Source organism: Thermosynechococcus sp. TG215 (assembly GCF_031583455.1).
Taxonomy (GTDB): domain Bacteria; phylum Cyanobacteriota; class Cyanobacteriia; order Thermosynechococcales; family Thermosynechococcaceae; genus Thermosynechococcus.
Window position 1 is genome coordinate 485,653 of sequence record NZ_CP134178.1, and the last position, 20,026, is coordinate 505,678.

Below are 20,026 nucleotides of genomic sequence, written 5' to 3' on the forward strand. Positions count from 1 at the left end.
TCGCTCAAGGAGTATCCATGGGACGGCAGTGGTACCTGTCGGTGGTCTTGGCCTTGTTTGCAGCATCGGCAACGCTAGCAGCGGATGTGCCACGCTTTCTCAGTCCTAGCAAGTTTTGGGGGCAGTTGGTCTCTCAAGTCAAACCCTTGAAGCCCGAAAAAGTGGTGGCGCTGACCTTTGATGATGGCCCTTGGGGAACCTCAACCCGCCAAGTGCTGCAAATTCTCAAGGAGGAGGAGGTCAAAGCCACATTTTTTGTGATTGGTAAGCACGCCCTCATGTACCCCGATATCATTGCTGACATTGTCAAAGCCGGTCATGCCGTTGGCAACCATAGTTGGAGTCATCCCTATCAGCCCGTTGGTCCTGAAGTCGCCAAGCAAGAAATTGAAAACACCTCTGCGCTCATTGCCAAGCAAAGCCAAGCGCAAACGCGCCTGTTTCGGCCACCGGGGGGCAATCTGACCACGGGGCTAGTGGATTATGCCAAGTCGAAAAACTACGCCATCATCCTGTGGTCGGTGGATACCCACGACACCCGCCCCAACACCACAGCAGCGGACATTGTTGAGCGCACCCTCAAGGAAGTGAAACCGGGTAGTATTATTTTGCTCCACGATGGCGGCGGCGATCGCGCCACTACCCGCAAAGCTCTCCCCACGCTGATTCGTCGCCTGCGGCAAAAAGGTTATCGCTTTGTCACTGTGCCGGAACTGCTGCAACTGGCAGTTAAAGCCCCCACGCCGAAGCCTGAACCAACACCAACACCTCCGCCTCCACCGACAATCACACCAACACCCACCCCTGAGCCAACTGCCACCCCGAAACCCAGTCCAAGCCCAGTTCCCACCCCAGAAAGCCTGCCCAGTCCTGAGCCGATACCGACCCCTCCCGTCCCCAGTGAACCGCAATTGGAGCCGCCACGCATGCCCCCTAACTAAGGCTCTAGGGGAAATTCACTAATCTGTGGCGTCGAGGTACCATTGAGGGTTTCCCCCAGTTGATGGAGGGGTTCATAGACCGGTTCTAAACTGGCTTGGGTGTGGGCGATCGCCCGCAGGAGTTCAGCCGTGAGATATTCCAAGGGATGGGGAGGGGGCGGTTGGCGGCGGCGGTATTTGGGAGTGGGCACAAACTCACTGGCTACGGCCTGAAGCTGGTAGGCCAATGCTTTCACCTTGGCAAGGTAGGTCAGGGTTTCCTCAAGGTGCTGGGTAATTTGCTGGTGTTGGGCTTGCAGTTGTTGCCACTGTTCGGGGGCGATCGCACCCGCTGCTGGTTTGAGATCGAGGGGAGTCAAATCCTGAAACAGTGCTTCTATGTCTGGGGTTTCACTACTCACGAGTCCCTCCAACAAGGCCGCATCAAATAACTCCCCGAGCACTTCGGGAGAGACGGCTGCCCACTCACTGGGGGAAGAAAATGCAGGGTCAGGCGCTGTCATGGGCATTTACCAAGTCGCGTTGGGCGGGATTGCAGTGCATCAAAAGGGGACGGTTGCCCTAACTTTGTTAACCTTATAACGGTTTTGTTTGGTGATCGCGGTTGTGACCTCCTCTTCTTTGCCAATTGTTTTGGGTGTAACGGGTGCATCGGGTCTCATTTACGCAGTGCGTGCCATTAAATTTCTATTACAGGCGGACTATCCTATTCAATTAGTGGCATCAAAGGCCGTGCACCAGGTGTGGCAAGCAGAATATGGCCTCACCCTGCCGATTCAGCCCGAGAAGCAGGAACTGTTTTGGCGCCAACAAGCCCAAGTCTGGACGGGATCCCTCACCTGTCACCGACCCACGGATGTGGCAGCGGCGATCGCCAGTGGTTCCTTTCGCACCTTGGGCATGGTGATTCTCCCCTGTAGTATGAGTACGGTCGCTAAGTTGGCGGCAGGACTGAGTTCGGATCTCCTAGAGCGGGTGGCCGATGTCCACCTCAAGGAACACCGTCCGTTGGTGCTGGTGCCCCGCGAAACGCCTTTTAGTCTCATTCATCTGCAAAACCTGACCCAATTGGCAATGGCCGGGGCGCGAATTGTACCCGCCATCCCTGCGTGGTATCACCGGCCGCAGACCATTGAGGATCTGGTGGATTTTGTCATCGCCCGTGCCCTTGATCAGTTAGGGTTGGATTGTGTGCCGCTGCAACGTTGGCAAGGACCCCTTTCCTAATGCGCGCTTGGATTTATCTGGGGGCGATCGCCCTGCTCAGTACACTGGTCGTCCAAAATTGGCAGCCGCTGGTCTCCCTGCGCTTTTTGGGACAGCAAACTCCGGCGCTCCCCCTTGCCGCTTGGCTTGTGGTGGCAGCCCTCTCAGGAATCGTGGCGGGGCAGTGTTTACTCTGGCTAACCGCAGAAGCGCCAGTAGCGCGGCCAACCCCGCGATCGCAACCCCCTGAACCAGAACTGGATGCCTCGATGCGTCCGCCGGAGGATGAACCAGAGATCGATACCAGCGATGTGGAGGATTGGTTTAGCGAGCCTGAGCCAGCCCCCCGCGAACCAGAGATTCAAGATCGCCCCCGCACGACCTACTCGTACCAATATCGCCCTTCCCGCAAAGCCACCGCCAAAGCCCCGCCACCCCCAGAAGAGGTTGTGGATGCCGAATACCGCATTCTGACGCCGCCACCCCCCAAGGACGCTACCCCTGAGGATGAAGAAGACTGGGATATTCCCCTATGATCAAAGGCGTTGCCATCGGAGGAACAGCTTGTGAAAGTTGCCGTGGTTGGTGCCACAGGTCGCACGGGTCATCGCATTGTGAATGCCCTACAAGCGTCTGAGCATCAGGCGATCGCTGTTGTGCGCAATCCCGCCAAAGCCCAAGGGCGCTGGCCAACGGTAGAGATTCGCACCGCTGATGTGACCCAACCGCAGACGCTGCCCCCGGCGCTCAAAGAGTGTGAAGCAGTCATCTGTGCCACGGGAGCCAGCCCCAGCCTCAACCCCTTGGAACCCCTAAGTGTGGATTATCTGGGCACCAAGAATCTGGTGGATGCCGCCAAAGCTGCCCATGTGCAGCAGTTTATTCTCGTCTCGTCGCTGTGTGTCTCGCAATTTTTCCATCCCCTGAATCTTTTTTGGCTGATTTTGTATTGGAAGCAGCAGGCAGAACGTTATCTCCAAGAAAGCGGTCTAACTTACACGATTGTGCGGCCGGGGGGTCTGAAGGAAACCGATGACGGTGGCTTTCCGATCATTGCCCCAGCAGATACCCTCTTTGAGGGGATTATCGCGCGATCGCGGGTGGCGGAAATCTGTGTGGCAGCCTTGGGCGAGCCGAGTGCCTACAACAAAATTTTTGAGGTGGTCAGCCGTCCTGATCAAACCCCAGCCGCCTATCCAGAGTTATTCCGCTCAATTGCGGCAGTGTGAGGATCAGTTGGTGCGGTTTTCCCGTTGGTTGCTGGCGATCGCTCTTCTAGTGGGCATGGGCTATTTCTTTTTTGGGTCGCGTTCAAGTGCCCTCTGGTGGTACTGGTACCGCTGGCAGCCGGGTCAAATTGCCCCCTTAGTCATGCAGGGGGGTGATCCCTATGTACGGGCACTGATGCGCACCATTTCTGCCAGTGAGGCCAACGACGCCAATCCCTACACCCTGCTCTATGGTGGCGAACACGTCCAAGACCTCAGCCAGCATCCCGATCGCTGTATTCCCATTCGCCGCGGTCCCAATCAGCACCTATGTACCACCGCCGCAGGCCGCTATCAATTTCTCACCACCACTTGGGAAGAAAAAGCCGCCCGCTATCATCCCCAACCGCCGAGCTGGTTTTGGCAGGGCTATAGCTTTGCCCCAGAGTATCAAGATCAGGTGGTCTATCGCTGGCTGACAGATCCGGCCGCTTGGAATGCCGATATTCCCCAACTCTTGCGGGAGGGACGTGTACAGGAAGTTTTTGCCCTACTGTCGGATACGTGGACTAGTCTGGGCTACGGCCTTGAAAGCAACCTGATCACACCCCACCTCGAAGAGATTTACCAGCAACTGTTGGCTCAAGAATTAGCCGCCTCCCAGACTGCACACTCTCCGGGGAGGGATGCGTTACGCTAGTCAATTTTCTCTGCCGACGGATCTATTCGAGTGCCCCAATTTCTGATTCTTGCGTAGAATCCCTCGGAGTCGCTCTAGAAGAGGGTTTGAGTATTTTCAGTGGCTTCGTAGAAAATGATTTGACACCCCTCGCAGGGGATCCCTCGGAACAGGGGGTTGCAATCCGCTCAGGGAGAGGCTATATTGAAGATGCTCTTGCTTCCCTTCGGGGAAGTAGATTAAATGGAAACTGTTAAGTCAGTAAACTCGCTTTGGTTATCCCACATTTTTAACTTGCTTCCCTTCGGGGAAGTAGATTAAATGGAAACGTCTGAACAAGCTGGCGTATGCTGGATAATCAATTAACTTGCTTCCCTTCGGGGAAGTAGATTAAATGGAAACATTTTTAAACACAAATTTTGCAGCTCAGGTGGAGCTGCATTAAGTCTTGCTTACCTTCGGGGAAGTAGATTAAATGGAAACAACTTTTCGTATAGTTCTATTACGTATTCTGCTCGATAATCCTTGCTTCCCTTCGGGGAAGTAGATTAAATGGAAACTGGACTTTTTAACAGTCCACTAAAACTTTCCGCAGCTTGCTTCCCTTCGGGGAAGTAGATTAAATGGAAACCTTAAATCAAATTGCAGCAGATTACAATATTAGCCTACTTCCTTGCTTCCCTTCGGGGAAGTAGATTAAATGGAAACTACAGTCTTTTGATCGGCAATCTTTTAATTAAAGTTTAAAGCTTGCTTCCCTTCGGGGAAGTAGATTAAATGGAAACAAAAACTCCCGCTCGGCACATGCCAAGCGGATATCAACTTGCTTCCCTTCGGGGAAGTAGATTAAATGGAAACAGGTATTTCAAAAGCTGTGCTGGCAGAATTTTGTACTCCAGCTTGCTTCCCTTCGGGGAAGTAGATTAAATGGAAACGGGCAGGAAAAAAGTTATCCCACCCAAAAAAGTCATCTTGCTTCCCTTCGGGGAAGTAGATTAAATGGAAACTAAAGCTTGCCGCACTCGATCCACTTAACGGCTGGCAGCTTGCTTCCCTTCGGGGAAGTAGATTAAATGGAAACGCAGAAGTGAATATGAATAAAACGGTTTGCCAGCGCACTTGCTTGCTTCCCTTCGGGGAAGTAGATTAAATGGAAACACGCTTGCCATACATTTGAGAAAAGGTTAGTTCCATGTTTACTTGCTTCCCTTCGGGGAAGTAGATTAAATGGAAACAACAAGAACAGAGAAATACTGTCATCAAAAACAGGCTGAGTACTCAGTTTTTTGAAGGGGGGGTGTTGAATTCTATTTTTTCTGCACCCCTAATTTTTTTGTCGCAAGAAGTGTCAAGGCCGAGCTGTCAGTTCCATCCGTGAGCAAAGGGCTGTACCGCTCCCGGAGAGATTAAAATCAGAAAAACCCTCTGGTGCAAATCGGCTGGCCTTGGTGGATGTCTATGTCGTTTCTTGAGTATCTCCATGCAGAACCGCGGCGCGTCATTGTCTTTGATGGCGCAATGGGCACGAATCTTCAGGCGCAAAACCTGACGGCAGAGGACTTTGGGGGCAAGGCGTACGAAGGCTGCAATGAATACTTGGTCATCAGCAAGCCAGAGGCGGTGGCCAAGGTGCATCGGGACTTTTTGGCAGCAGGCGCCGATGTCATTGAAACAAATACCTTTGGAGCCTCCTCCGTTGTTCTCAGTGAATACAATTTGGGCGATCGCGCCTACGAAATTAGCAAGAAAGCCGCCGAACTGGCCAAGTCCGTGGCCGCTGAATTTAGCACCCCCGAAAAACCCCGCTTTGTCGCTGGCTCAATGGGGCCTGGTACCAAACTCCCCACCCTTGGCCACATCGACTACGACACCCTCTACACAGCTTTTCGCGAACAAGCGGCGGGTCTCTTTGATGGCGGGGTTGACCTATTTATTATTGAAACCTGCCAAGACGTGCTGCAAATCAAGGCGGCACTCAATGGAGTAATGGCCGTCTTTCGAGAGCGGGGAGAACGCCGCCCTCTCATGGTCTCCGTGACGATGGAGCAGCAGGGCACGATGCTGGTTGGCTCGGAAATTGGTGCTGCCCTGACGATTCTGGAACCCTATCCCATTGATATTTTGGGACTCAACTGCGCCACAGGGCCTGACCTGATGACGGAGCATATCCGCTACCTCTCGCAGCACTCCCCCTTTGTGATTTCCTGCATTCCCAACGCCGGCTTGCCTGAGAACATTGGTGGTTGTGCCTACTACAAATTAACACCGATGGAACTGCGGCTAGCCCTCACCCGCTTTGTCGAGGACTTTGGGGTGCAAGTGATTGGCGGCTGTTGCGGCACTCGACCGGATCACATTGCTGCCCTTGCCGAAATTGCTGCCACCCTGACCCCCAAGGCGCGATCGCCCCAACGGATTCCCGCGGCTGCCTCGATCTACAGCCCGCAGCCCTACGACCAAGAGAATTCCTTCCTGATCATTGGTGAGCGGCTCAATGCCAGTGGCTCGAAAAAATGCCGCGATCTCCTCAATGCCGAAGACTGGGATGGCCTCGTTGCCCTTGCCCGTGCCCAAGTGCGTGAAGGTGCCCACATCCTTGATGTCAACGTGGACTATGTGGGGCGCGATGGCGTGCGGGATATGCACGAGTTGGTGTCGCGGTTGGTTACCAATGTCACCCTGCCCCTGATGCTTGACTCTACGGAGTGGCAAAAGATGGAAGCGGGGCTAAAGGTGGCGGGGGGCAAATGCCTGCTCAACTCCACCAACTTCGAGGATGGTGAACCCCGCTTTTACAAAGTTTTGGAACTGGCGAAAACCTATGGCGCTGGCGTTGTGGTCGGCACGATTGATGAAGAGGGAATGGCACGAACGGCTGAGAAAAAGTTTGCCATTGCTGAACGGGCTTATAAAGCCGCCCTTGACTACGGCATTCCCCCCTACGAGATTTTCTTTGACCCTTTGGCACTGCCGATTTCCACAGGGATTGAGGAGGATCGGGTCAACGGTCGGGAAACCATTGCCGCCATTCGCCGTATCCGCGCTGAACTCCCCGGCTGTCATATTTTGCTGGGGGTCTCGAATATCTCCTTTGGTTTGAACCCAGCGGCTCGCCAAGTCCTGAACTCGATGTTTCTCCATGAGGCGATGCAGGCGGGCATGGATGCTGCCATTGTCAGTGCTGCCAAGATTCTGCCCTTGGCGAAAATTGAGCCAGAGCACCAAGAAGTGTGCCGTGATCTGATCTATGATCGGCGGCGATTTGAGGGGGACGTGTGTGTCTATGACCCCCTTGCGGAACTGACCCGCCTCTTTGAGGGCAAAACCACCCAACCGGATCGCTCGCAGGTGGAGAACCTGCCCATTGAGGAGCGGCTAAAGCGCCACATTATTGATGGCGATCGCCTGGGGCTGGAGGACACCCTCGCCAAAGCCCTTGAAACCTATGCTCCCCTTGAAATTATCAATACCTTCTTGCTCGATGGCATGAAGGTGGTGGGTGAACGCTTTGGCGCTGGGCAGATGCAACTGCCCTTTGTTTTGCAGTCCGCAGAAACGATGAAGGCCGCCGTCGCCTACCTCGAACCCTTTATGGAGAAATCTGCCACGGGGGACACCGCCAAGGGCACGGTTGTGATTGCCACGGTGAAGGGGGATGTCCATGATATTGGCAAAAACTTGGTGGATATTATCCTCACCAACAATGGCTATCGGGTGATTAACTTGGGGATTAAGCAACCCGTTGAAAATATCATCCAAGCCTATGAGGCGCATCAGGCAGACTGCATTGCCATGAGTGGCCTCTTGGTGAAATCCACCGCCTTTATGAAGGAGAATCTGGAGGTCTTTAATGAGCGAGGCATTACCGTTCCCGTGATTCTGGGGGGGGCGGCCCTCACACCCAAATTTGTCTACGAGGATTGCCGCGCCACCTACCACGGTCAAGTGATCTACGGCAAGGATGCCTTTGCCGATTTGCACTTTATGGATCGGTTGATGCGGGCAAAGGCCGCAGGGCAGTGGGACGATCGCCAAGGATTTTTGGATGGCACAACGGTCTCTCCCCCAGAGGCAGAGGCCACACCGGCGATCGCCCCCGAACCCCCCTCGGTGACTGAACCCGAAACGCCAGAAGTAGTAGATACACGCCGTTCTGAAGCTGTTGCGGTGGAGATTCCCCGCCCCACACCCCCCTTCTGGGGCATTCGTCACCTCAAGGCGGATCAGATTCCCCTTTCTGAGGTCTTTGCCTATCTGGATCTCCAAGCCCTGATTGCGGGTCAGTGGCAGTTTCGCAAACCCAAGGATCAAGACCGTACCACCTATGATGCTTTCCTTGCCGAGAAGGTCTATCCCATCCTTGAGGAGTGGAAACAGCGCATCCTTGCGGAAAACCTACTCCATCCTGAACTGATTTATGGCTACTTCCCCTGCCAAAGTGAGGGTAACACGGTCTATATCTACGATCCGCAGCGGGTTGGTGACAAAAGTGCCTGCATCCCTGAGCGGGCGATCGCCCAGTTTACCTTCCCTCGTCAAAAGAGTGGCCGCCGCCTCTGTATTGCCGACTTTTTTGCCCCTGTGGCATCGGGCATCATTGATGTCTTTCCCATGCAAGCGGTGACCGTTGGTGAAATTGCTACCCAAGTGGCGCAGGAGCTATTTGCGGCCAATCAATACAGTGACTACCTCTACTTCCACGGCATGGCGGTGCAAACGGCGGAAGCCCTCGCAGAGTGGTGTCATGCCCGCATTCGCCGTGAATTGGGCTGCACTCCCGATCCAGAGTCGATTCGCGATATTCTTGCCCAGCGCTACCAAGGCTCCCGCTATAGCTTTGGCTATCCTGCCTGCCCCAATATGCAGGATCAATATACGCAACTGCGACTCCTCGAGAGCGATCGCATGGGGATGTATATGGACGAGAGTGAACAACTCTACCCTGAGCAATCCACCACGGCGATCATCTGCTACCATCCCACCGCCAAGTATTTCAGCGTCTAAGCCTCAGCTTTCTTCGTGCTAAAACTAATCATTCAAAAGACGGTGCCATGGGTACACCAAGGGCATCCCCTAAACAGGCACCCAATAATCCATTGACAACATATTCAGCATTCATAGGGAGCAACCAGATCGGATTTTTCAAGAGTTCTCAAGAATTCTTATCACCCTAGGTACCCCATGTTTTAGAAAAGAACTGTCGCGATCGCCCCAATGATAAACTGCAAACGAAAGAGTGTCGGAGATGCCCTCGGTGACGCGCCCAAAAATGATTGTTCTAGATGATGACCCCACCGGTTCGCAGACAGTTCACAGTTGCCTGCTGTTGACCCGCTGGGATGTGGATACCCTCTGTCGTGGCCTCACCGATCCTGTGCCCATTTTCTTTATCCTCACCAATACCCGTGCTTTGCCACCAGAAATCGCAGCGGAGGTCACGCGCACCGTTTGCTGTCATTTGAAGGCGGCGATCGCCCAAACCGGCACCACCGATTACATGGTTGTCAGCCGTTCCGACTCCACCCTCCGCGGCCACTATCCTCTGGAAACCGATGTGATTGCCGCTGAACTGGGACCCTTTGATGCCCATTTTCTGGTGCCTGCCTTTTTAGAGGGGGGGCGCATTACCCGTGATAGCCAGCACTATCTGCTTGTTGCAGGTCAGCCGGTGCCCGTTCATGAAACGGAGTTTGCCCGCGATTCCGTCTTTGGCTATCACCACAGCTACTTACCCGACTATGTGGCCGAAAAGACCCAAGGGCGCATCCCCGCCGCAGCCGTAGAGCGTTTTGTCCTTGCCGATGTGCGCAATCCAGAGACCCTGCGCAGCCGCTTGAGTCAGTTACAAGGCAATGTCTGCGGGGTGGTGGATGCCGAGAGCCAAGAGGATTTAGACCAGTTTGCAGCAGCAGTGCTTGAGCTTGCCAGCCAAGGAAAACGCTTTTTGTTCCGCAGTGCTGCCAGTTTGCTCACGGCCTTAGCGCAGCTGCCGCCCCAGCCCACCCCCCCAGAGGCAATGGCCACCTATTGCCGCCCTGGCCGCTATGGTGCGATTTTGGTGGGTTCCCACGTGCGCAAAACCACTGAACAACTGACCGCTTTGCTGGAGGAACCCGATGTGTTTCCCATTGAAGTGCCCGTGGCTCGATTGCGCGACAGTGGGGCGGCTGAACCTGACATTATCAACGAAGTCTTGGCGGCAGTGGATCAGGCGATCGCCAGTGAGAAAACCCCCGTCATCTTTACCAGTCGTGAGGAACTCACCTTCGCGGATGCAGCGACACGGTTAGCCTTTGGGCAGCGAGTCTCGGAAGTGCTGATGGCAATTGTTCAACAGTTACCCGCCGATTTGCGCTATCTGATCAGCAAGGGGGGCATCACCTCCAACGATGTCCTCAGCAAAGGGTTAAACCTAGCCACCGTTCGCCTCTTGGGGCAAGTGATTCCCGGCTGCTCCGTGGTGCGCACAGGTGCTGATCATCCCCGTTTTCCCGAATTACCAGTGGTGCTGTTCCCCGGCAATGTCGGCGATCGCGAGGCATTGCGCATGGTGTATCGTCGCTTTCACAGTCCTTAGTGGATAGCTCAAGCCCTTGCTTTTGTCTAGGAATTTTTACTTAGTGGCTTGAATCTCGCTGAGCTCAGGGTTTAGAATGCAGTTGTAACAATAATAAACAATTTTTAATCTTTCCCGATAAGTGAATGAGTTTAGTCAACACAGTTGGGGTTCGATCAACGGTATGGCGCTGGCTGCTGCCTGTCTTGGTCGTGCTGGTGGTGGGTGGCGGTTGGGGGGTTTCTCTGCTATTGCCCCTGCGGGATCCCTACATTCAATCGGTACGAGCAGCGGTGGGCGATCCGAGTCGCGGCGAGCAAATTTTTATTCTCAACTGTGCGGCTTGTCATGGCATTGATGGCAAGGGCGAAGTGGGTCCTAGCCTTGTGCAGATTAGCCACCGCCGATCGCAAGCAAAGCTCATCCAGCAAATTATTAGCGGCGATACCCCTCCCATGCCCAAGTTTCAAGCCCAACCCCAAGACATGGCCGACCTATTAAGCTACTTGAAGACACTCTAAAACTTTTGACAAAAATCTCACAGGCGAAACCAGTATATTAAATTGAAAATTGTGCTACCAGAATTACGCATTTCGAGCATTTTTTGGTGGGAATGGAAGAAGCCTTTGCGGTGGGCGATCGCGTTCGCCTTGTGGAACTGCCCCCCTATGTGAAAACAGCGGAGCCAATGCCAATGTTGCGTCCCGCCAGTATCCTCACCCTCGGTGAAGAGGGGGTGATCCTCGGCCAGCAACCGGGGAACTATTGGGTCGTGCGCCTAGCGCGGGGTGCCTTTTTGCTGGAAGCCAAGTATCTCAAACGGCTGTAGTGCCTTCGCTGCTATGGCTCCGCTGCTGTCTCTGTGCATGATTGTCAAAAACGAAGCCCATCAATTACGGCGCTGCTTGCAGTCGGTGCAGCCTTGGGTGGATGAAATCATTGTTGTGGACACGGGTTCCACCGATGGGACGATCGCCATTGCCCGCGAGTTTACCCCCCATGTCCACGCCGTTGTCTGGCAAGCAGATTTTGCTGCCGCCCGCAATGCCTCCCTAGCCCATGCAAGCGGGGAGTGGGTCTTTTACATTGATGCCGATGAAGAATTGGTGGTTACAGATCCCCAATGGCGAGACCAGTTGAGCGCTGCAAGTGGGGATGCTATCAATCAGTGGAGTCTGCTGCGCCGTGAACAGGCGAGCGATCGCAACTGGAGTGAGTTTTGGAATGTCCGCTTTGGCCGCCGTTTTCCTGATCTTCACTTTGCCGGGGCACTCCATGAGCAACTCTATTACCGCGAACGCCCAGCGGTGGTGGGTCAGTTGCAGGGGGTCTATCTCATTCACCACAACCAACAGACGCCAGATCAGTTTCTGGCAAAGCTTCGCGATCGCAATATTCCCATCCTCGAAAAAATGGTGCAGCAGGGCGATCGCCGACTGCAAAACTTGGTGTGTCTTGGGGATCACTATGCCGCCTGTGGCGATGGCGATCGCGCCCAAGCTTGGTATGAACAAGCCCTTGAGCAAATTGCCCCTGCCGTGGCACAGGGAATTCTGCCTCAGGAGACGACTTGGCTGCGCCATCTTCTTTTTTGGGTGAGCTACCGTGCCTTTGAGGCCAAGGACTACGAAACGGCTCAGTATTACCTCAGCTATGGCCTACGCTTCTTTGATCGCTATCCGCCCCTACTCTATGTGGCGGGGTTACTCATCTTTGAATTGGGCTTGCATCGCGGAGCCTTGCCCTACTTTCACCGCTGTTTAGAACTCTTTGAGCAGGGAACCTACGATCGCGCTGAACCCTTCGATCGCCAGTGGATGACCACCCAACCTGCCTATAGTCTAGGTTTTACCTACATGACCCTTCAGGAGCGCGATCGCGCCATCGCCTATTTTCAAAAGACCCTTGAATTTAACCCTGACTATTCCCCTGCGCAGACCTACCTGCAACAACTGTTGACGGCATCGGCAAATCAAGGGTGATGCGAGTTCCCGCCCCTGCTGCCGAGCGAATCCAGTGCTCAACGCCTTACGGCATCAGAGGTAGAGGCACATCCCATCCCGCATCGCCGTTAACCCTTGCAAGGTGCTCAACGCCTTACGGCATCAGAGGTAGAGGCACTGGCTTTCTAAAGCCTAGCCTAATTCTGTAAGGGTTGGTGCTCAACGCCTTACGGCATCAGAGGTAGAGGCACATGATAGTGCCTTGTCGATTAATCTGCCGATGCTGTGCTCAACGCCTTACGGCATCAGAGGTAGAGGCACTTAAATCTGCGGGCATGGTTCAGTACAGAACTCGAGTGCTCAACGCCTTACGGCATCAGAGGTAGAGGCACTTCAAAACACTGCCAAATGTTCTACCAGCAACTCGTGCTCAACGCCTTACGGCATCAGAGGTAGAGGCACGAAGAGGCACGGTCATGGGCAGATTGTTTTGGGGTGCTCAACGCCTTACGGCATCAGAGGTAGAGGCACACGCTACCCCTAGGGGCTAGGGGTTAAGCTCATGTGCTCAACGCCTTACGGCATCAGAGGTAGAGGCACAGGATGACGCCCAAGACCAAGAAGGCCAAGGATGAGTGCTCAACGCCTTACGGCATCAGAGGTAGAGGCACCAGGAACCACAGGAAAAATCCGTCGCCACAGCCATGTGTGCTCAACGCCTTACGGCATCAGAGGTAGAGGCACGGGGTTAGGGGAATGGGGAATGGTTCCATTATAGCCGTGCTCAACGCCTTACGGCATCAGAGGTAGAGGCACGAGAGCAAATTAAAACCGCAGATGTTGCAACTGTTGTGCTCAACGCCTTACGGCATCAGAGGTAGAGGCACCCTAGTAGGGGTTAGGGGGGGGGTTAGGCTCATTAGTGCTCAACGCCTTACGGCATCAGAGGTAGAGGCACAGTCTGGGGCGAACATCCCTTTCCTTATCCTTCTTGGGGTGCTCAACGCCTTACGGCATCAGAGGTAGAGGCACAACCCTAGGGATTTCAGAATGTAAGCGCTTATCCAGTGCTCAACGCCTTACGGCATCAGAGGTAGAGGCACGACGGGTCTTAAAAAATATATTTACGAGGCCACCTAGTGCTCAACGCCTTACGGCATCAGAGGTAGAGGCACTTGGTGGGGCGTAACTAAACACCCCGCAGAGCCCGTGCTCAACGCCTTACGGCATCAGAGGTAGAGGCACGATTTAATCTCAACCATAATAATGCCTGCACAAGGGGTGCTCAACGCCTTACGGCATCAGAGGTAGAGGCACAAATGTCTTTCTCAATGTTTGGTTGTTTTGATAAGTGCTCAACGCCTTACGGCATCAGAGGTAGAGGCACCAGACGCGCTAGAACTACCGCCCGATCCACTGTGTGCTCAACGCCTTACGGCATCAGAGGTAGAGGCACACGAAATAAAAAAAGAGCAGTTTAATGCCATGCTGTGCTCAACGCCTTACGGCATCAGAGGTAGAGGCACCTTGGCGTGTGCCGAGCGGGAGTTTTTAGCGGGGTAGTGCTCAACGCCTTACGGCATCAGAGGTAGAGGCACACTGCCAGTTACAGCAAAGAGCTATGCGATCGAGATGGTGCTCAACGCCTTACGGCATCAGAGGTAGAGGCACCACAGTCAGGTTGTCACGGAAATCGGCCGTGACGTGTGCTCAACGCCTTACGGCATCAGAGGTAGAGGCACATTAACGTAAATTTAGATCAAAATGTTATTAATAGGTGCTCAACGCCTTACGGCATCAGAGGTAGAGGCACCGTAACTCTAGAAAGTTCTGCCACCTTGTACTACTGTGCTCAACGCCTTACGGCATCAGAGGTAGAGGCACCTTTAGTTTGCGGGAAAGACCTTTATCCCGCGTGTGCTCAACGCCTTACGGCATCAGAGGTAGAGGCACGTCTTGGCAGAAGGCAGTCGGGGCAGAAGGCGGTGTGCTCAACGCCTTACGGCATCAGAGGTAGAGGCACTCTTGCTCGCCCCTCTTGCTCGCCCCTCTTGCTCGGTGCTCAACGCCTTACGGCATCAGAGGTAGAGGCACCTTTAGTTTGCGGGAAAGACCTTTATCCCGCGTGTGCTCAACGCCTTACGGCATCAGAGGTAGAGGCACGTCTTGGCAGAAGGCAGTCGGGGCAGAAGGCGGTGTGCTCAACGCCTTACGGCATCAGAGGTAGAGGCACTCTTGCTCGCCCCTCTTGCTCGCCCCTCTTGCTCGGTGCTCAACGCCTTACGGCATCAGAGGTAGAGGCACTTAGTCGTGGCCTTAGGGGCAGTCGTGGCCTTAGTGTGCTCAACGCCTTACGGCATCAGAGGTAGAGGCACTGCCGCTTCCCATACATGTCTGAGAAGCTTAACGCTTCGTGCTCAACGCCTTACGGCATCAGAGGTAGAGGCACACTCTCGTTTACTTTGAAAAGCATCTTGCATAACTAGTGCTCAACGCCTTACGGCATCAGAGGTAGAGGCACAAACAAACGGGTTTGGAAATTTCCTATAACGGTAAGTGCTCAACGCCTTACGGCATCAGAGGTAGAGGCACTTCTTTTATCCTCATCCGTTTTCGTCCCGTCGCGTGCTCAACGCCTTACGGCATCAGAGGTAGAGGCACCAATTTTGAGAGGCCTTCTAGGCGATTTTAGAGCGTGCTCAACGCCTTACGGCATCAGAGGTAGAGGCACAGAATACTCAAATGCTAACTGCCGCCCTGTTAATCGTGCTCAACGCCTTACGGCATCAGAGGTAGAGGCACCATCGCGAGTGGCGCCCATCGAACGCGCAAAGCGTGCTCAACGCCTTACGGCATCAGAGGTAGAGGCACAAATGGCTTAGTCAAACTAAGCCTACCAAAGACGTGTGCTCAACGCCTTACGGCATCAGAGGTAGAGGCACTAACGAACAGTCCCAAAGCGCAAAAGATCCGCGATGTGCTCAACGCCTTACGGCATCAGAGGTAGAGGCACCCAAGCTTGAAAAGCTTGGAACCCGCCTACGGGCAAAAGTGCTCAACGCCTTACGGCATCAGAGGTAGAGGCACCCCTAGATCTTTCGATCTAGTTAAATTAAATCTGTGCTCAACGCCTTACGGCATCAGAGGTAGAGGCACAGACTTATTGCCACTGGCATTGCAGTTGGTTATGTGCTCAACGCCTTACGGCATCAGAGGTAGAGGCACATTTTTTACCTTCTGGAGGTTTTATGTGGCGTTCTGTGCTCAACGCCTTACGGCATCAGAGGTAGAGGCACACCAAGGCAAAGGCAAAAGCCAAAAGACCAAGGCGTGCTCAACGCCTTACGGCATCAGAGGTAGAGGCACAGCGGCGCCCTAGAAATGCCTCTAGGACTAGCTTAGCACAGTCACTTTTCAAGCACCTCTGGCACTTGGTTTTTTTGTGACTGTAAAATTTTTAGCCTCGGCCAGTATTCAGTTGTCAATCCCGCTCTGGGGAATAGGTTCAGAGATTTTCAAGCACCTCTAAATCTAACAAAAACTCTCAAACCAAGTCAAGGGGCTATCTTTGAATATCAGCCGTATCAGAGAATATTTGAATCCAGAGGTGCTTGCATGCGCCACAATCTTGGACAAAACTCAGCTGGCATTCTCTGGGGTCTCGCAAATTTTAGTGCTGCTGACCCGTCAGCAAGAGAAAGATTAACTGCTCTTAGCAAAACTGCAAAGCAATTGTCCCAGCGCCTCAGCGTTCTTTCTTGTGCCCCTATTCCAGAAAAGAGCAGGTTGGCAGTTTGTTAGGATCAAGGGGAAGTGAAGCGGTTGAACACTATGGCGCTGCTGGGACAGTCCGCAGTAGAGTTGAAAGCATGGGTCGAAGCCCAAGGGCAGCCTAGCTATCGGGCACAACAACTCCATCAGTGGCTCTATCAAAAGGGGGCGCGATCGCTCCAAGAGATTACAGTTTTTCCCAAACGGTGGCGTGATACCCTCGCAGGAGTAGAGATTGGCCGCTCAGAGATTCGCTATCGCCATGATGCCCAAGATGGCACTGTGAAGCTTCTGTTGACCTTAGCTGATGGCGAAACCATTGAAACGGTGGGCATTCCCAGTGGCGATCGCCTGACGGTGTGTGTGTCTTCCCAAGTGGGTTGCCCCATGGCCTGTGATTTTTGTGCCACGGGCAAAGGGGGCTATCGCCGCAATCTGGCTTGCCATGAAATCGTCGATCAGGTGCTAACGATCCAGAGTGAAATGAGGCGGCGCGTCAGCCATGTGGTGTTTATGGGTATGGGAGAGCCACTCTTAAACTTAGCGGCTGTTATCCCAGCGGTCACCTGCTTGAATCGCGATATTGGCATTGGTCAGCGGCACATTACCCTCTCAACGGTTGGTATTCCCCAACAAATTCAGCGACTGGCACAATATCAGTTGCAAATCACCCTTGCCGTCAGCCTCCATGCCCCCAACCAAGGCCTGCGAGAGCAGCTCATTCCCAGCGCCAAGCACTATCCCCTCAGACAGCTAATTGCCGATTGTCGTGCCTATGTGCAGCAAACGGGGCGCCGCGTCACCTTTGAATATACCGTTCTGGCGGGGGTCAACGATCGCCCCCAGCATGCTGAGGAGCTAGCGCAGCTATTGCGGGGCTTTCAGAGCCATGTCAATCTGATTCCCTACAATCCCATTGCAGAAGCAGCCTATCAGCGTCCCAGTGATCAGCAATTGCGACAATTTTTGGCTCAACTGCACGCCTTGGGGGTAACCGCCAGCATTCGGCGATCGCGGGGTCTGGATCGGCAAGCCGCCTGTGGCCAACTGCGCCAAGCCCAACTCAGTGCCTAAAGATTTTTTGCTATCATGATTCTCTAATTCATGTTATTCCTATCACATTTCCCTTTTGAATGAAGCCAGAGCTTTGGTTGATTGCTCCTGTTAGCGCGATCGCCCTCGGTGGTATTGCCACACTGATTCAACCCCAACAACCCTTAGCAACCCTTTTAGGGAGTGGCATCGGTGCCCTTGCAGGTGCACCCCTCATTGAAAAGAACCAACGCCGTAGCGATCGCCTCATTCGAGACATTCACACCGTCCTCTCCTCCTCCCCAGAGAGCACCGAACTCAAGGCACTTCTGCTGCAAGAACTGGCACAACAACGCCGACAACTCACTGACCTTGAACAGCACCTGCACCAAGCACTTCCTGAAGCCCTGCACCCGATTCTCCACGAGATCGCCCAGACACGGCAAACCCTCACGGACAATCTAAGGGACGCCTCCCCACTAGCTGCCCAGCAACTTGAACCGCTCATTGAAGCCATTCATGCCCAGAGTGCCGCTCTGCAAACCATTCAGACACTCCTGCAAAGACCCCAACCCCCAGCAACTGCCCTAAAAACCGCTGTCCTCTACGACATTGAGAACTTAGTCTTTAACCAAGGGCAGCGACTAGACCCCGCCAAAGTGAATGAGCTTGTTTCCCTAGACAACGTTCTGGAGGCAATTAAAAGCACTATTGATCTGGGGGAAATCGCCATCCAGCGTGCCTATGGGAACTGGCAAAATCAAATTCTCCAAGCCCTCAACGCTCAACTGGAGCGATCGCAAATCGAGCGGGTTGGCGTCTATGGTCGCAATCACAATCAGCGTAATGCAGCGGACATTCAACTTGCCCTTGATGCCATTGATCTAGCCTACCAGCATCCCGACATCAATACTTTTGTGCTCATCTCCGGCGATGGTGGCTTTGGCTCCATTGCCCTACGCCTACGGGATTACGGTAAAACCGTGATTGGCTGTGCCTACCGTAATGCCGCCAGTGATAGTTTTCAGCGGGTGTGCCACCGATTTATTTTCCTTGAGAATCCCTTCATTCAGTCCGACCCCGCCACCAATGGCAGAAACGGCACGCCTCCCCCGCGTCAACCCAATCAAGAAAATCGCACCGCGCCATTCTCACCTCGGCGTCTTCCCATTGAGCCGTTGAACTATGAACAAATTCCGCCATCGGCGATTCAACAACGGGAAACTGAAAAACTTTTGGAGCTATTCTCCTACTACACCACTGATGCAACAAGACGGCGAGAATTGGCTAGGGGTATGGTCTTTAATACCGTATTTTTAGAAATGAGATCCGTTGCCCCCCAATTGGATCCGCTGCGATTTGGCTTTTGCAAGCCCTCTGAATTAGTGGCCTACTTAACCACACACCATCAGTTACAAATTGGCGTTGCGGTGAATGGTCAATTGGGTAGAACGATTCTCTGCTGGCGCAATAACCTACCTGAGCGCTACACCCTGCGCACCTCCAGTCCCCAAACCATTCACACCGTCTCGATCTATCGTGGTATTTTTGCCGATGAAGTGGCGGCCGATTTTTTACTGACTCAGGTGGGACAGTGGTTAATTGCCCATCGTCCCCGCAATGCCCCTTTTGAGAGAATGATAAATATTATTCTTGAGCAAGCTCGTCGGCGGCAGCAGCGCATTGGTCAGCAGGAGATTAAGCGGGCGATCGCCAACTATGTCAAAGCGGGCGTTCTAACACGAACAGGGAACACCCTCACCCTCAACCCTGCCATCACGGACTTTTCTAGTTTGGCGATCGAGCTACAAATTCGCTTTCGCCAAGCCGTGGCAGAACGCCTCAGCAAGATTGGTGAAACCATCAATGAGGAGGTCTTTGCCCAAGCGGTTCCCCTCAAGCCTCTACAACTACCGACTGCGAACAACCCAACCTAGGATGCAGATGGTGGCTCAATCTGACTGGGCAGTTCTAGACAATAGCCAGCCCCATAGACGGTTTTGATATAGCGCGGATTCCGCGGATCCGGCTCTAGTTTTGTCCGCAGGTGGCGGACGTGGACGCGAATAGTTTCAATATCATCATCGGGGTCATAGCCCCAGACTTCCTTGAGAATTTCACTGGGGGAGACCGTTTGGCCATGGCGTTGCAGCAGGCAGTGCAGGAGTTCAAATTCAAGGCGCGTCAGCTTAATAATTTTGCCAAACCAAGAGACCTCAAATCGTTCAGGCACTAGTGTCAATGGCCCATAGCTGAGGATTTCGCGATGGCCTGCCGTGGCGGGAATGCGATCGGCGCGGCGCAAGAGGGCGCGTACCCGGGCCAGCATTTCCTCCAATTCAAAGGGCTTGGTGAGATAGTCATCGGCACCGGCATTAAATCCTTCCACTTTATTATGGGTTTGGCTGAGGGCCGTCAACATCAAAATCGGAATATCTTGAGTACGGGGATCGCGGCGCAGGCGTTGGCAAATTGTAAAGCCATCCACTTGGGGCAACATCAGGTCAAGGAGAATCAGATCGGGAGAGAGTTGCACGGCGAGGGCTTGCCCTTGCATCCCATCTAAGGACTTTGTGACCTCGTAGCCCGCCATTTGCAGGTTAATTGCCAAAACGTCAGCGATCGCAGGGTCATCATCAATGATTAAGATGCGGGGCTTCATAAAATTGACAGTACTCAATCCTCACGGG

At 53.7% G+C, this 20,026-nt stretch carries 14 protein-coding genes and 2 CRISPR repeat arrays; of the genes, 12 read left to right on the top strand and 2 right to left on the bottom strand.

The window, feature by feature from the left end; genetic code table 11:
- The first annotated feature begins 17 nt into the window (after positions 1–17).
- Positions 18–941, top strand: a complete 924-nt coding sequence (locus RHJ02_RS02245; protein ID WP_206200890.1) for a polysaccharide deacetylase family protein — start codon at positions 18–20, stop codon at positions 939–941.
- Here the strand turns inward: RHJ02_RS02245 and RHJ02_RS02250 are convergent.
- Positions 938–1,444, bottom strand: coding sequence for a hypothetical protein (locus RHJ02_RS02250; protein WP_206200891.1), 507 nt, complete (start codon positions 1,442–1,444; stop codon positions 938–940). The genes RHJ02_RS02245 and RHJ02_RS02250 overlap by 4 nt on opposite strands.
- A 103-nt stretch (positions 1,445–1,547) precedes the next feature.
- Between RHJ02_RS02250 and RHJ02_RS02255 the strand changes: the two genes are divergently transcribed.
- The 11 genes from RHJ02_RS02255 to RHJ02_RS02305 all read left to right on the top strand — a co-directional run bounded on the left by RHJ02_RS02255 (position 1,548) and on the right by RHJ02_RS02305 (position 19,273).
- Positions 1,548–2,168, top strand: coding sequence for a flavin prenyltransferase UbiX (locus tag RHJ02_RS02255; RefSeq protein WP_302678735.1), 621 nt, complete (start codon positions 1,548–1,550; stop codon positions 2,166–2,168).
- Positions 2,168–2,683 (top strand): hypothetical protein, encoded by a 516-nt coding sequence (locus RHJ02_RS02260; RefSeq protein ID WP_310453206.1) that lies wholly within the window; start codon positions 2,168–2,170, stop codon positions 2,681–2,683. Before RHJ02_RS02255 ends, RHJ02_RS02260 begins: the two co-directional genes overlap by 1 nt.
- A gap of 30 nt (positions 2,684–2,713) precedes the next feature.
- Entirely contained in the window at positions 2,714–3,376 is a 663-nt protein-coding gene (locus RHJ02_RS02265; RefSeq protein ID WP_310800408.1) for an SDR family oxidoreductase, read from the top strand.
- A gap of 55 nt (positions 3,377–3,431) precedes the next feature.
- The gene (locus RHJ02_RS02270; protein ID WP_399364952.1) at positions 3,432–4,055 is read left to right on the top strand and encodes a lysozyme; all 624 of its coding nucleotides are present in this window, start codon (positions 3,432–3,434) and stop codon (positions 4,053–4,055) included.
- 194 nt (positions 4,056–4,249) lie between these two features.
- A CRISPR array of direct repeats spans positions 4,250–5,269; the repeat unit is 36 nt; unit sequence CTTGCTTCCCTTCGGGGAAGTAGATTAAATGGAAAC.
- A 217-nt stretch (positions 5,270–5,486) separates the two neighbouring features.
- Positions 5,487–9,038, top strand: coding sequence for a methionine synthase (gene metH / locus RHJ02_RS02275; protein ID WP_310800409.1), 3,552 nt, complete (start codon positions 5,487–5,489; stop codon positions 9,036–9,038).
- Positions 9,039–9,279: 241 nt separating this feature from the next.
- Complete coding sequence (locus RHJ02_RS02280; RefSeq protein WP_310800410.1) at positions 9,280–10,611, top strand: four-carbon acid sugar kinase family protein; 1,332 nt, start codon at positions 9,280–9,282, stop codon at positions 10,609–10,611.
- A gap of 125 nt (positions 10,612–10,736) precedes the next feature.
- The gene (locus tag RHJ02_RS02285; protein ID WP_302678739.1) at positions 10,737–11,111 is read left to right on the top strand and encodes a cytochrome c; all 375 of its coding nucleotides are present in this window, start codon (positions 10,737–10,739) and stop codon (positions 11,109–11,111) included.
- A 92-nt stretch (positions 11,112–11,203) separates the two neighbouring features.
- The gene (gene sipA / locus RHJ02_RS02290) at positions 11,204–11,419 is read left to right on the top strand and encodes a regulatory protein SipA (RefSeq protein ID WP_302677217.1); all 216 of its coding nucleotides are present in this window, start codon (positions 11,204–11,206) and stop codon (positions 11,417–11,419) included.
- A gap of 13 nt (positions 11,420–11,432) precedes the next feature.
- Positions 11,433–12,572, top strand: coding sequence for a glycosyltransferase (locus RHJ02_RS02295; protein WP_310800411.1), 1,140 nt, complete (start codon positions 11,433–11,435; stop codon positions 12,570–12,572).
- 34 nt (positions 12,573–12,606) lie between these two features.
- A CRISPR array of direct repeats spans positions 12,607–15,899; the repeat unit is 36 nt; unit sequence GTGCTCAACGCCTTACGGCATCAGAGGTAGAGGCAC.
- A gap of 465 nt (positions 15,900–16,364) precedes the next feature.
- Positions 16,365–17,378, top strand: coding sequence for a 23S rRNA (adenine(2503)-C(2))-methyltransferase RlmN (gene rlmN / locus RHJ02_RS02300; RefSeq protein ID WP_206201582.1), 1,014 nt, complete (start codon positions 16,365–16,367; stop codon positions 17,376–17,378).
- Between the two features lie 59 nt (positions 17,379–17,437).
- Positions 17,438–19,273, top strand: coding sequence for an NYN domain-containing protein (locus RHJ02_RS02305; protein WP_310800412.1), 1,836 nt, complete (start codon positions 17,438–17,440; stop codon positions 19,271–19,273).
- On the opposite strand, the gene RHJ02_RS02310 is transcribed toward RHJ02_RS02305, so the two are convergent.
- Positions 19,270–19,998: a response regulator transcription factor gene (locus RHJ02_RS02310; RefSeq protein ID WP_206200901.1), complete on the bottom strand. Its 729-nt coding sequence runs from the start codon at positions 19,996–19,998 to the stop codon at positions 19,270–19,272. The two genes, RHJ02_RS02305 and RHJ02_RS02310, sit on opposite strands and share 4 nt — an antisense overlap.
- Positions 19,999–20,026 lie beyond the last annotated feature (28 nt).

Excerpts from the sequence above, each read along its gene's own strand:
- RHJ02_RS02245 (WP_206200890.1), top strand. The coding sequence starts at position 18 with ATGGGACGGCAGTGGTACCTGTCGGTGGTCTTGGCCTTGTTTGCAGCA.
- RHJ02_RS02250 (WP_206200891.1), bottom strand. The coding sequence starts at position 1,444 with ATGACAGCGCCTGACCCTGCATTTTCTTCCCCCAGTGAGTGGGCAGCC.
- RHJ02_RS02260 (WP_310453206.1), top strand. The coding sequence starts at position 2,168 with ATGCGCGCTTGGATTTATCTGGGGGCGATCGCCCTGCTCAGTACACTG.
- RHJ02_RS02270 (WP_399364952.1), top strand. The coding sequence starts at position 3,432 with ATGGGCTATTTCTTTTTTGGGTCGCGTTCAAGTGCCCTCTGGTGGTAC.
- metH (WP_310800409.1), top strand. The coding sequence starts at position 5,487 with ATGTCTATGTCGTTTCTTGAGTATCTCCATGCAGAACCGCGGCGCGTC.
- RHJ02_RS02280 (WP_310800410.1), top strand. The coding sequence starts at position 9,280 with ATGCCCTCGGTGACGCGCCCAAAAATGATTGTTCTAGATGATGACCCC.
- RHJ02_RS02285 (WP_302678739.1), top strand. The coding sequence starts at position 10,737 with ATGAGTTTAGTCAACACAGTTGGGGTTCGATCAACGGTATGGCGCTGG.
- sipA (WP_302677217.1), top strand. The coding sequence starts at position 11,204 with ATGGAAGAAGCCTTTGCGGTGGGCGATCGCGTTCGCCTTGTGGAACTG.
- RHJ02_RS02295 (WP_310800411.1), top strand. The coding sequence starts at position 11,433 with ATGGCTCCGCTGCTGTCTCTGTGCATGATTGTCAAAAACGAAGCCCAT.
- rlmN (WP_206201582.1), top strand. The coding sequence starts at position 16,365 with ATGGCGCTGCTGGGACAGTCCGCAGTAGAGTTGAAAGCATGGGTCGAA.
- RHJ02_RS02305 (WP_310800412.1), top strand. The coding sequence starts at position 17,438 with ATGAAGCCAGAGCTTTGGTTGATTGCTCCTGTTAGCGCGATCGCCCTC.
- RHJ02_RS02310 (WP_206200901.1), bottom strand. The coding sequence starts at position 19,998 with ATGAAGCCCCGCATCTTAATCATTGATGATGACCCTGCGATCGCTGAC.